The organism is Peribacillus sp. NJ4, from assembly GCF_030348345.1.
Classification (GTDB): Bacteria; Bacillota; Bacilli; order Bacillales; family DSM-1321; genus Peribacillus.
The window spans coordinates 152,893-166,395 of sequence record NZ_JAUCFQ010000007.1; the positions used below are offsets into that span (position 1 = coordinate 152,893).

Below are 13,503 nucleotides of genomic sequence, written 5' to 3' on the forward strand. Positions count from 1 at the left end.
TGATAGGCTTAGCTCACATACCAAAAACTTCTCTTGTTGCAAGTTTGAGATGTTAGGTTCACCACTTATCCTATCCTGCGTCTTTAACTTAAATAAGTTTAACAATCTAATACTCACTCACTTCAACATAAATCTCAAACACCTCTTTAACAAAAGAAATACCAGATCATTTAAATACCTACCCATATTCATTAAACTATGGAGCATGATATGTATGGATGGAATATCTTCAAAAAAAAATAAGCATTGTTAAGATGCTTATTTTGCGTTTAACCACTCTTTCATTTTATCTAAGCTGACTCTATACGGACGTTTAATTAAATTCCTTTCATATCGGGACAAGGTACTATGGGAGATTCCCATTTCCTTAGCAGCCTCTAAAATGCTTAATCCCCGGTCGATTCTTTCCTTATTAATCGTCTCAGGGGAAACCTGTTTTTCTTCAACTATCTCCCTAGTTGCAACAGCCTCCCTGTCCGTCATACCCTTCAACATAGTTAATAAATTTTCTGTGTCATAGTCCTGATCCTCAATCAATAATAAGTCCTGGTAATCTCCCATTCCCGTGATTTCATTAGGTGGGATGATTTGGACACGAGCCTTTAACCAGGTGTTAGCGAACCAATTTCTCTCCTGCTCTATTTGCTTCTCAAGGTTGTTTTCCTTATAGCTCCAACCTTTAATTATTCCATCTTGCTGCAGAGTATCCAATATTTCTTCAAATTGTTCCTTAATCCTTGAACCATATCTCGGGTTCACGTCCAAATCCATGACTTTTAAAAGACCTTTATCTCCCCCGATAAGATAAGCCCTAAGATAATCCGCACTCTTCTGGCGAATTCTCCATTGCCAGGACAGGTACCTGGATAACCGTTTATGGTACTTTTGCTTAATTGGATGGTATTCGAGAGTCTTTAATGCAAGAAGCCCACTGCTTCTTTGGGAACCGTACAAGAAGTTGGCAAGCAATTCCCCCGGACGAATGCTACATTCATAAATACCAATCGGGTTATCCCCCCGGTAGGCTACAGTCACGCTATCCACCAAAAACAAAGGATTGAACTGCACTTGTCCAATCTCTTCAAAATCTCCCTGATCCTCATTGATGAACCTCAAATTCTCTTTTTCAATTCTGATCCATATCGTTGTGAGTGCGGCCAATCTTTTCATGATATCATCGCGCTCTTTTTTACGGTAAGACATTTGATAGCCGTCTAAATCTTCCTTCCTACCTTGCAATCTCCTTAAATTCAAAGCGTCATCTGTATGGAAATGAATCATTTGGTCCTTATGAGTAGCCTGTTGCATCCAAAGAATAGAGACAATATCAAAAATGTCTGCGGTTAAGTCATCCATCGACGTGATGGCTTGAGAGGTGAGGTTTTTCCATTGTTCGATGGCTACATTCGATTTCATCATCAGATAATCATTTTCCGCCCTCACTTGAGCCGTCGCCTCTAACGCTCTTTCCGCAATTCTTGCAGTAGGAATCTCAGTAGCAATGTCGAATTCATTTTTACTGATGGTCTCCCTTAATTTGTGAAATAATAAGGCCGAACCAGACTCGGCAAAATTTTGATTCAACAAGGCATTTATCACTTCCCTGTTGTTAGACTTTGGAGAGCTGGGTGAATTCTCTTCTTCTACTGTCTGTATGTATGGAAGTACAAAATTTCTAATTTCTTCTATGTAATCATCGACCCATTGTTCCATATTCTCGAATTTCAATTCATAATCTTTCACCAAGCTATCCAAAATCACAAAGAATGCTTTTAATGTTTGGCTAGGCTGGTAGTCATCTTGACCTGACATAAGATGATTGATATCCATTTTCCATTCAACATAGATTTGAGGATAATCTGGAAAAACCGTTTTCATGACATTCAAAAATTTTGTTTGCAGGGTTTGTATCATTATTCTTTAACCCACCCTTCTTTTATTGACTCTTTGTATTCAAATGAGTACTGTTGGATGTAATCTTGAAAAACCACTGTTTCCAAAATACCCAAATCATGTAGAATGCTAATTGACTCAAAAGAAAGAAACTGAACGATCGGCTTTTTTTCTAGGATGGCATTTTTCAACTGTTGGACGTCCTTTTCCTGATAAAGGATAAAATTCCCCACCTGTTCTTTGATGTCGTTAGGGGAATAGCTGGTATCTTTAAAAGGTTGATTATGCGTACATTCATAGACCATCTCCCCTTTTATATAATAAGTCCTGACACTAAAACCTTTCCCAGCTTTATAAAATTCGATTTGTTTTCGAAACCAAATGGGGCCACTATATAAATGGACCACTGGTTTAGGAAGCACGCCACGTAGTTGATAGGTGGAAACCTTTCTCCGATCCCATCCGAGAATTTCCCCCACCTCTTTTACTCCAACTAAAAAATCCATATCTGTTCCCCTTTTAATCTAGTAATATGGTAATTATGAGTGAGCAGTGTTGCTTTTGTCAACAAACGGTTAAAAAGAGCAACTTCTTTTAGTTTTGACGTTTGCTTTCACAATGTGCACCATAAACTTCTTCTCTGTAGCAGCCTAACTCTATTGCCACATTTTGATTCCAGGCTGGGATCTTGACAGCTTATCATGTTTTCAATCTGACGTTTCCTCTCACAATATGCACAAGTCTCTTTGTATGGATTTTCTTGTGTGTATTTTCACTAAAATCTATAACTTTCGGTGCTATTTTGCACATCCCACTTTAAAACCCAGCTATCTTCACAAGAGAATATTAGTTGGGTTTCGTTATTATTTACGTCCAATCACTAAGCTGGTTTTGTGCAACTTCTACAACTTCTGCGGTGAATACGTTCAGTAAATAGCCTATTAATCAATCTAAAATAACTGTTTATGACTCATAATCAGAAGAGTCCTTTTTTGTATCAATAATTGATAATGCGAAAAGGAATTATTAAATAACAGCTAATTGTTATTCATTAAAGGGGGTATTTATGAATTAACTAAAGCCCAAATTCTCAGTGTTGTAAGCTAGTGATTGGGCTTTTAATATTGGGTTATCCTTAAGTTGTATATGCCGTTCCCTTATTCATTTAGAGACTTAATCCACCATAAATTATTAAATGGATCTACAAATCCCCCCATTTTACCACTTTCATCTTCCATAATAGGCATAGCGGCAGTACCTCCTGCTTTTTCTGCTTTTTCGATGACAGCACTTGCATCATTGACGTAAGCGTGCATGTGACTATTTGATGGTTCTTTTTCTTCGATTTTTTTCTGTCTCTTGTTCATCAGCATTACATTCAATACCACAATCTATATCTTCGTCTGTACCGTCTGCAAAGAAGATAATATTATCACCGATTTTATCAATTATAGAGTTGACGAAGGGGATTCCTATGAAAGGTATTGAAATAGCAAAGAAATTAAATATAAGCACTAGTGCATTAAGGCATTATGAATGCTTGGGGGCTTTTTCCAAAAGTTGAGAGAGCAGAAAATGGGTATCGTATCTATACATTGGAACATGAAGCTTATTTTCAATGTATACGTGCGCTGAATTATGGATTTGGGATGGATTTAATTCGGGAGGTTATGCCACTTATTATAAATGGTGAAAAGCTTGATGCCTTATGGATAATAAACAAGGCACAAGTTGACCATCACGAGGAAAAGAAAACCGTGCAGCGAACTGCTGAATTGCTTGATTTAAAAGAGTTAACTGATATTCCGAAGTACCGCAATAAAAGGTCTTTTACCATTGGAGATGTAGCCAAAGAAGCGAGTGTATCTACTTCTTCAATTCGGCATTGGGAAAAGGAAGGCTTAATAAATCCCGAGCGTCACAGGATTCCGTTTATATAGTCCATCTGATATTCGAAAGGTTCTTATTGTCAAAACCGTTCAAAGAGTAGCTTATTCCTTAGATATAGTTCGTGAAGTCTTGTCGGAACTTGATAAAAACAACCTTGCCTATGCTAAGGAAATTGCCCTTAACTCTCTTCAATACATTGATAATGTGTTAGTTGAACAAATACGAGGTATTGCCTATTTGCATAATCATTTTGAGGTCTTGTCAAACAAAAAAAGACAGTAGATATAATCTTGTTTAAGCAACAGCAATTTTACACGGTTTGTTATTCGCACACGTTATTGTGCAAGTTTTTACATTTCCGTTCCATTATAGATGATGAACTCTGGTTATATCCGCATTTCTTTCAACTCTATCATTTAAGGGAAGACGTTTCCTTTTTCAATGTGCACACCATTATATGGGATTACATCTACTCTTTCATTTGACGTTACCTCTCACAATGCGCACACCATTATATGGGATTGCATCTATTCTTTCATTTGACGTTTCCTCTCACAACACGCACACCATTATATGGGATTGCATCTATTCTTTCATTTGACGTTTCCTCTCACAATGCGCACACCATTATATGGGATTGCATCTATTCTTTCATTTGACGTTTCCTCTCACAATGCGCACACCATTATATGGGATTGCATCTATTCTTTCATTTGACGTTTTCTCTCACAGTGCGCACACCATTATATGGGATTGCATCTATTCTTTCATTGACGTTTTCTCTCACAATGTGCATACCATTATATGGGTTTGTATCTATTCTTTTCGATTTGACGTTTGCTCTCACAATACGCATACCATTATATGGGTTTGTATCTATTCTTTTCGATTTGACGTTTGCTCTCACAATACGCACACCATTATATGGGTTTGTATCTATTCTTTTCGATTTGACGTTTGCTCTCACAATACGCACACCATTATATGGGTTTGTATCTATTCTTTTCGATTTGACGTTTGCTCTCACAGTGCGCACACCATTATATGGGTTTGTATCTATTCTTTTCGATTTGACGTTTGCTCTCACAGTGCGCACACCATTATATGGGTTTGTATCTATTCTTTTCGATTTGACGTTTGCTCTCACAGTGCGCACACCATTATATGGGTTTGTATCTATTCTTTTCGATTTGACGTTTGCTCTCACAATGCGCACAATGATAAGGGGATACAGGTTTATCTCCCGTTAACAAAACATCTTATAAACTCGACATCATCTTGCACATCTCATACATCCATAATAAGCTGTGCAACTTTTTCCCGTTTGACGTTTCCTTTCACAATGTGCACAATTCCCTATATTTGATCTGAAATTTTTAAATACATTTTGATAAACATCCTTTTACACCCCTAAATTACCAACAAAAATTTCAGCCAAAATTAAGAACACCATACAAAATAGTGCCAAATTAATCTCTTTTTGTTCTAAAATGATTAAAATGACGTTTGCTCTCACACAAACTTGCACACATTTCTGTGCAAGTTTTTTTATTCATGCCCATTTTCGGATGGACTATTTTATAAAAACGTTGATATATCAACGTTTTTCCGAATCCCCTCCCCTATAAATTCATGACGTTTCCTTTCACACCATTCACAAACCTTGTGAAAACATGACGTTTGCTCTCACACAAAATTTTTTAGAGTTTTTTTCAACCCCTTGCCCCCCAAGGGATGAGCACCCGTTGTGCAACTTTGAAAATCCCTTAATAAAGGACACCATTTCCTGTTTTTCCACTCTGCTATAATTTAAACTAGAAAAATAGGCGAGAGGAGTGCCAAAAATGAAAGAATCTAGATTAAGAATCCATGGTTTTAGAATGCATCACGCTATCTTAAAAGAATTCCATTTTCTTCGTGATCAGTCATTTGAGCGCCCTCCTGCTTCTGCCTATGTCGTATATATGACCATGTTAAACCAATTACACGTAGAACAAAACCAACGAGGCATGCTTAAGGAATATAATCTTTCTTACTGGGCAAAGAAACTTGGAATTTCTTATTCTACCCTATGGGGAGGAAGAAAGTTCTTAGAAGATCATCATTTTGTGAAAGAGGAAATCCACGAAGGGTTACCTGTTATCGTGTTAAAAGATGTTGAACAGTATAATACACCTGAACTTAATGGGGTATCCCTCAACTACCTAATCATACCGCATGCCCTTTTTGAAACGAATATTTTAGCAGAATTCGTACGTACCTCCAACCCGGAAGGAATTGAACTTCTCTTATCCTTACTTAACCAGTTCCGGACTGGTCTGTCTTTCAGCAAGACAGGTGAAATGGAGAAAATCAAACAAGAACGGACTATGAAGACACTTAAACTTCAACTAAACAAAAATGCAAAAGGGGTTCGTAAAACTTTAAGCGTTTTAGAAGCTCTATTTTCCATCGAATTCACAGGGGTGGAGATCCGTGGCAAGCAAATATGGATAAAAAAAGCCTCCTTTTCCTTGAAGCCGGAATGTGTTGAAGAAAACTCGGATGAATTCAATGTCAACTCACTCATGGCGAAACTATCCAAGGAGCTCACCTACTTCTTTGATGGACATCAAATTAAATTTAAACCAAGGGACCAAATCGATGTCATGATTTCCTATAAACAGGAAGTAATGAATAAACTGAACTATCTTATGGATGAGGACTATGAAAGCTTCACCATACGTGATCGATTCATGAAAAATTTCTTTTTACAAACAATGGATCAGATAGGAATTCATATACATACAGAAAAACAGCGAAAAGGATCTTTCCATTTCTACTCGATTGGCGCCTTTTTCAGAATGGCCTTTAGAAAGTACCTTCCTGGGGCCTTAAAAAAGATTCCTTATGAATTAATCCATGAAGCCAAAATCAAAGAATACACCAAAACCGGCCAAGCGCCGGAGTTACACGGTGTAATTTAATAGCTTAACCAGCCTTGTGAAAAAATAGGACATTCACAGGGCTATTCGAATATACTCCAAAAAAGCAGAAAAGCATTTACTTATAACAAAAGTCTTTCCTTCCCACATCTGCAACAGTTTTTGGCAGATTTATTGAGAAGGATTATTTTTTTACGTCTATTAGTTTCCGAATGTTGCCTTGTGTAATAGTGGATATTATAAATATGATACTGTGAATTTGTGAATAGTTTAAAAAAAGCCCTGTGTATATGTGACTTCTTTTGCATTCTATATGTGGGAACGTGGAAACTCTGTTATAGCAACACTTAAAAATGGCTAGAACTCTTCTGCCTCAAGGGATATACCTAACAATTGAAAATTGCCTATTAGTTCTGTTTCTTTTATTAAATTTGTATTCTCTTATTAAATATGCTTTTTTATTAAATTTGTTTATTTACGAATAAATCCCTTCAAACAGAACAATTAAATATTAGATTAATATGAAGAAATATAAATAAACTGTCTTTCAAAAGATTACATATTGAATTTATGGCTTTTATCTTTATACAATCTCCAATAGATATCCAAAATATAGATGTTAAGCTATGAAACGGACACCATTCTAGAGAACCGTTCACGAAAATCGATTTTACCAATATTCTAGTTCTAAAACATCAAAAGGATACAAGTTTAGGCCCTCTTAAATGGGCCCCTAAACTTGTATCCTTTTCAATTCAACGTTAGTAAGGGGGTAAGGTCTTCCCTTCCCCCCTTACTTGCTATAAATGTATAGAGAGCCACTGAGAAGCTATAGACAATCTTTGATCTTCATAAAGCAAAAGGACACTTTAATTCCTAATTTGAATCAGATCAATGAAATGTAAAAATGTCATTTTTTCCATAAAGTTCTAAAAGTTTAGGGACAGCCAATTTTTTTCTCTAACACTTGGACCAAAAATTAATAAAAAGGATCCATTAATCTTCCATGGTTTGTTCTAGAACTTTACTTTCATTTGTTAGAAGTGCTGTTTCAGATTTTAACCTTTTTTCTAAAGCGAGTGACTCTTCTTCAATTTGACTAATCTTCTTCCTTATTGTTTCAATTTCTTCAAGAAACTCCACTTCTATATGGTCAGCTTTAATGTCTCTCTCATCTACCAGTATTTCAGCTTCTAAATTCAGAGTATCTTCTGTATTTTTTTTTGCAAAAAATGAGAAAAAACCTGTATTTTTCTTTTGTTCCAAACTTTTACGTAACACGTTCGCTGCTTGTCGATCCATTTTGCGATTTAACCGATGATTTTTAATCTTTTCTTCGATAACTTCAATTTGTCTTTGTCTATCAGCTATTCCCGTTCTCCGTCTTAGCAACTCCACTTCAATTAGATTGATCGTATTTTGTAGAGTAAAGGTTCTCATCATTACATTCTGCCTTCTATCAAATTCAGAGAATAATTGATCTAAGGTTTCTTCATTGTACTTGCTCCCTTTTGCTTTCCCTCCATTTTGTTGAGGAATCGATTTTAGCGATAACTTAACTTGGATATCGGAGATTGTTTCGCCCCTGTCAATTGCCAGTAAGGTCATATGGATTTTAAAAACGCTGAGGTACGGCAATCGTTTTTTTCTGCCCTCTACATATATCTCTAAGTATCCCTCTAGCATCCTGACGTAATACCTTAGAGTCGAATTAGCTATATGAAAGATTTTATCGGAACAATCAGTAGTTGAATACATGGCATTCGGATCTAACTCTAATATATCTTTCTTAAATAGATTGCCACTGTATTCCTTATCAAGGACCAACGAAGTATATAATGCATCGTCACGAAGTGTTTCTTTAATGAAATCCTTATTAGCCTGTACTCTATTTGTCACGATAACCCTCCTCTTAACGCTAGTTTAACTATAGCTTATTTTTATCTACCTATCGCTAAGCGTCAATTTATCTGTATCTATAGTTTACCTACTAGATAAAGACTAATCAACTACGTTTGCTGGCTTTAATAGAAAAAATGAAGTGAATTCAACTTAAACTAATCTAATCTAGTTTACTCTAAAAGTATTAAACGGATAAATTAGATTAGTCTAGATTAATAAGTGGATTTCTTCTTTGTAAATTAAGTTAAAACACCGATAACGTCAATTTAACGATAAACAACTGGTGCAGTATAAAGACATTTAGCGATAATTTGCGGGTATCTATAGTTTGAAAAAGGTAGTTAAAACACCGATAACGACAACTTATCGCCAAATAATTAATGAACATTGACCAAATGCTTAATAGTTTTGTGTTAATATCTAGATTAAGGTCTAGATAGCGCTAATTTATCGATGTGAAATTAGCGATAGAACACCGATAACGCTAATTTAGCGCTAATTTATTATTGACTTTAATGGGAAGTCTCTATATATTGGATGTAAGTAGAATAGACTAAACTAGATTAGTCCAAAGGAGGAAAATCATGACAAAACTTGATTTTTTATTTAAAGAAGATTATTTAATCGCAGGAGTAGATAGTGGGAACATCTCAAATAAAATTACATATATCGATCAAAATGGAAATGTTGTTTCAATAAATATCGCGAGTATAATCGGGGAAAACGCGGAAACTACTGCCGAAGATATGCCAGATGAGAGCTCAGATAAATCTTTTCCCGATGATATGATTCTTCATTTACATATTAAAAGTAAAGCCTTACCAAAGAATCGAACAAATGCTTATTATACAGTAGGGGAATATGCTCAAATTTCAACGAATGACAAAAATAATTTAAGAGAAACCAGCAGTGATGCAAGAGATAAATTAGGGAATGAAATCCATGTTGTAACAACTTTAGCGGGATTAGCCTTAGCTGCTTGGAAATCAGGTAAGACCAATAAGGTAGACGTACCATTGAGTTTTGGGCTTCCAATTGAAGAGGCCAAACAGGCGTCATCGGAAAAAATCAACTTGTATATGGGTGAGCATGAAATTACAGCAATAAAAGGCCCTTATAAAGGAAAAACCATAACCATTAACATTACGGATGTTCAGCTTAATGTGGAAGGCGTAACGAGCTACTTGGCATTGGCCTTTGATTTAGTAGATGGGGAAGTGGTCGAAACCGAATTTTCATCACAAATCAATGACGAGTTTGCCATAGCTGATTTAGGAGCCGGAACATTGGATTTAGCTCTTTATGATGAAAATGGTTTAAATTCAACTAAATCCACAAATCATCTGATAGGTACAAATAAATATATAGATTTAATTATGAAAGAAGCAGCAGAACTAAAGGAGTTTGACAGCATACGGGGCCGTTTTGAAAGGGTGGGTAAAACTCCTAAGATTTCGTTTACACGTGAAGAATTCATGAGGAAGTTCATTAAGCCGGAAATCGATAAAATGATTATAAAACCTAAATATTCTCCTGTTTTTAAAGCGACCTGGCAGTCCAAAACAGCAGATATCACAAAGATTGTTGATAAATATACGAAAGAATATGCCGAAGAAGTGAAAGATAAAGTCATCCGGTATTTTGTTGATACAAACGTTGGGCAAATGATTATTGTCGGGGGAGGGCTTCTCTTCGCCTATCAATACTTAGCGGAACTCAAAGATGAAGATTGTCTATTTCCTCCGAATATAGATCAAGCCAGTTTCTTTACTAGTAAGGCATATCTCTTGAAAAATATTATTGCTGAAATTGAAAAGCAATCAATTGAAGCATGAAAATGAAAGAATGAGAGCAGCATCTTTATTTAGTTGTGATACAAGGTGGTGGTAACGTTGTCCAATAGAAAAATCACTCCAGGTCGGGGAATACAATATACCCCAAAAACCTCGATAAAATGGGCTAATGAATTTAATGAGTTGGCAGACAGCTTTAAAAGCAGAAATGAACTTATTAGCGCGCTTATTGAAGATGGGTTAAAGGTTCGGAATGGATCTTATAAAGAACAAGGTATTTACCTTCCACTAGACACCTTTGCGAATGATCAATTAGCAATTTTGAAAACGGAGGAAGGGCAAAAGATTCTTTATAATATAGTTTCTTTAATTGTCGGGAATCCCGAAGGGGCGGCGCTTGCCCAGCAAATGGTGCAGCCGGTACCTCAGAGAAGTAAGGCAGCTTCCTCACCAATCGTTCCATCTGAAGGGCAAGAGAATCATGAAGAAGATACTAAGGAAGGTAAGGATCAATCAAACGAAGCCCTTTCTAAACTATTGAAGTTGGGGAAGATGACCAATTTAAGGGGATAAAAGGATAATTTTATTGCACTGATATACTTAAGAGGCTAATTCAAAAGATGTTGAATTAGTCTCTTTTTAGAATTAGTGACATTGGCACAGATTCGCACTAAAAAAGGCTAACGATCATGAATCTCTCACAGCCTTTTTGAGGGGTTTATGGTCCTTTTGGTTTCATATAAAATGATTTACTTCACTTCAATAGGTAAAGGGGGGGCAAAAGGATTTTTAATTGGAATAATAAAGAGGTATTTGTAGGGAAGGCAAAGAACAAATCGAACAGTTTTAAAGTTGGTCAAATTGTGGTATCGGAAATAATCGATATTACATAGTAAGGTGTAGAGATGGAAAGAAAACGTGGATTAGGAAAATTGGATTAAATTTTAGTATTAAAATGTTCCCTTAGGGGAGTTTTTTATCCCAATCCACTATAAAGTTGAATTTAGCACATGGCTTCTCTAGAAAGATCACAATTTGGAATATTTCCTTTCAATTTTCCTGAATTCATCTGAAAGTCCAAATAAGGTGTGTAATACGGCTGTTTGAATATATAGATTCATATAATTATCATTACTCTTCTTTTGAAAGGATAAATCATGTTTTTCATTAATTATTCGAGTTATACATTCATTAATTTCGTTCCACATTTCTTTCGTTTCTTCTTTAGTTTTAGTCTCCATAATCTCCCACTCCTTTTTTTATTAGTTTATCCACTCTATTAAATTCTTATACTTTGGTTCACTTATTTTCTGTGTTTTTCAATAAATCCAGTGATTGCTGCTGTCATCGTTGTTGTACTAGTTTTAATTTCTTTATAGATATAGGACAAAATCTCGGACCAAGAAATTTCTTCTTCATAAGGATTATTATCATTGATAAACTTTATAATTTTCTTTAATTCCTTAATTCGCGTTGTATCTATATTTTTCTGTAAATACATTTTTAAATATTGGTTGATTATGATTGGATTCTTGATGCTTGTTTCTAATAACAGGGCAGTTGCTTTAGATGGAGTAACATCTAAGGAATAGGCCAAAGCATTTATTTGTTCATTAGTTGATTCCTTGAAACGAATTGTAGCTCTTTCCGTCGGTACATTATACTTTTCTCTTTGAAGTGACTTTCTTTCAAGTTCTCCAAAATACACCGTATTATTAAAATGGTACGATCTTCTGAAATGTCCGGATAAAATTTCAATTACTTGTTTTGAATGTAAACCGGATTCACAAATAAACTCTCCAACATCTTTAACAGGTGTTGTGGTGATATATGATATTCTATTTATTGTTTCTTTAAGCTTTACTGGAATTGTTGGTTTAATAGTATGTTTTTTATCGGACCTAACTTTTCGTGTTTTTAGCAATATTACGCATCCTCCAAATTCGTATATATTTTAACCAGTGTCCTTCTGTCCCAAAGTTATTAATAAATGTGTATGTACAAGCTTTCGTAATATGTATACAAATTTATTAATATGGGGATAACTGAAGTTAAATTCGGAATATTCGGAGGTTAAAGAAATGACTAAAGCCGAAGCCAAGATGATAGCAAAGATCGCCATTAATGAAAGTAAAAAGAATGGACTGCCATCACGTAAAAAAAGGAAAAAAGAACCAAATTAAATGACCTTTATTTGTATGAATAATAAAGATGATAACAGTAGCAAGCTAAAGTAAAAAAGCATTCGAAATAACTGAATGCTTTTTTACTTTATTTATTAAACTCTTCTCTCTAGTCAAAACTTAAATATTTAACCTTAAGTTTTACCCACTGTCCTAGTGTCCCAAAGAATAAAGTGGTGTAGGTGCTGTGGTTCTCTAAAAAAGCAGGATAGATTGCATATAATTTTAAGTAACTATCATAAAAGTAAATTTTCAAGCAGTAATAAAATACAGGGAAAGAAAAATAATAATTTTTCGAAACATTTAAGTTTCTCCTTTGACCAAAAGATTTTAGAATGAAATTTATTGTCTTAATGGAGGTTTGTATCTTTTATTAACCAGCTCTATCATAACTTAGCCTTAAATTTCACAATAAAATCCCTTTTATTTACAATTTAAATTAATTCTTACTATAACACAAACACAAATTCTTATAGATTTAGAGATAAGGGGAGATACTTGAAAACGTAAACCAGGAAAATTATTCCGCAGTACGCTTAAATATAATAATGATTAGAAAAACAGTTCACCATTCTTAGTTGTGATCTGTTTTTTATATATATTAGACGCTTCTCTCTTCTCGAAATCGATTGAAAATCAAGCGTTAAGTTTAACCCACTGTCCTACTGTCCCAAAGATAATTATTTAATAAAGTGGGGTAAGAGGGAGGTTTGGTATTGTTGCTCCTAGAAAAGCGTTAATCAATCTTGGTGTGTAAATAAAATAAAAAAAATTTAGGATAGTAAATTTACAAATTTACAATACTGTTTAATTATCTCTTTGAATTTTTTCATGTAAAATTTCTAGAAAAAGATATTTTGGTTTTTCTGATTTAATTGTTGTAGAGCGTTGAATTTTATTTTGTACATTCTTCATTGC

Annotated in this window: 11 protein-coding genes; 4 read left to right on the forward strand and 7 right to left on the reverse strand. The window is 34.9% G+C overall.

The annotated features are described in order from the left end of the window. Positions 1-258: 258 nt before the first annotated feature. The 3 genes from QUF94_RS28275 to QUF94_RS28285 all read right to left on the reverse strand — a co-directional run bounded on the left by QUF94_RS28275 (position 259) and on the right by QUF94_RS28285 (position 3,275). Entirely contained in the window at positions 259-1,914 is a 1,656-nt protein-coding gene (locus QUF94_RS28275) for a helix-turn-helix domain-containing protein (RefSeq protein ID WP_289318949.1), read from the reverse strand. Beyond that, a complete protein-coding gene (locus QUF94_RS28280; protein ID WP_289318950.1) occupies positions 1,914-2,399 on the reverse strand; it encodes a hypothetical protein in 486 nt (161 codons plus the stop codon). Before QUF94_RS28280 ends, QUF94_RS28275 begins: the two co-directional genes overlap by 1 nt. Before the next feature lie 651 nt (positions 2,400-3,050). Continuing rightward, entirely contained in the window at positions 3,051-3,275 is a 225-nt protein-coding gene (locus QUF94_RS28285; protein WP_289318951.1) for a VOC family protein, read from the reverse strand. Between the two features lie 288 nt (positions 3,276-3,563). Between QUF94_RS28285 and QUF94_RS28290 the strand changes: the two genes are divergently transcribed. Next, positions 3,564-3,833, forward strand: coding sequence for a MerR family transcriptional regulator (locus QUF94_RS28290; RefSeq protein WP_289318952.1), 270 nt, complete (start codon positions 3,564-3,566; stop codon positions 3,831-3,833). Between the two features lie 659 nt (positions 3,834-4,492). On the opposite strand, the gene QUF94_RS28295 is transcribed toward QUF94_RS28290, so the two are convergent. Continuing rightward, positions 4,493-4,990 carry a hypothetical protein gene (locus tag QUF94_RS28295; protein ID WP_289318953.1) on the reverse strand — a complete coding sequence of 166 codons (498 nt, stop codon included), beginning with the start codon at positions 4,988-4,990 and terminating at the stop codon, positions 4,493-4,495. A gap of 637 nt (positions 4,991-5,627) precedes the next feature. Here QUF94_RS28295 and QUF94_RS28300 point away from each other — a divergent pair. Then, entirely contained in the window at positions 5,628-6,749 is a 1,122-nt protein-coding gene (locus QUF94_RS28300; RefSeq protein WP_289318954.1) for a hypothetical protein, read from the forward strand. 954 nt (positions 6,750-7,703) lie between these two features. Here QUF94_RS28300 and QUF94_RS28305 read toward each other — a convergent pair. Next, positions 7,704-8,606 (reverse strand): hypothetical protein, encoded by a 903-nt coding sequence (locus QUF94_RS28305; RefSeq protein ID WP_289318955.1) that lies wholly within the window; start codon positions 8,604-8,606, stop codon positions 7,704-7,706. Between the two features lie 587 nt (positions 8,607-9,193). On the opposite strand from QUF94_RS28305, the gene QUF94_RS28310 reads away from it, so the two are divergent. Next, complete coding sequence (locus QUF94_RS28310; protein WP_289318956.1) at positions 9,194-10,444, forward strand: ParM/StbA family protein; 1,251 nt, start codon at positions 9,194-9,196, stop codon at positions 10,442-10,444. A 57-nt stretch (positions 10,445-10,501) separates the two neighbouring features. After that, on the forward strand, positions 10,502-10,975 hold the full coding sequence (locus tag QUF94_RS28315; RefSeq protein WP_289318957.1) for a hypothetical protein: 474 nt from the start codon (positions 10,502-10,504) through the stop codon (positions 10,973-10,975). Positions 10,976-11,430: 455 nt separating this feature from the next. On the opposite strand, the gene QUF94_RS28320 is transcribed toward QUF94_RS28315, so the two are convergent. After that, entirely contained in the window at positions 11,431-11,643 is a 213-nt protein-coding gene (locus QUF94_RS28320) for a hypothetical protein (RefSeq protein WP_289318958.1), read from the reverse strand. Positions 11,644-11,705: 62 nt separating this feature from the next. Beyond that, the gene (locus QUF94_RS28325; protein WP_289318959.1) at positions 11,706-12,326 is read right to left on the reverse strand and encodes a hypothetical protein; all 621 of its coding nucleotides are present in this window, start codon (positions 12,324-12,326) and stop codon (positions 11,706-11,708) included. Positions 12,327-13,503: the final 1,177 nt, after the last annotated feature.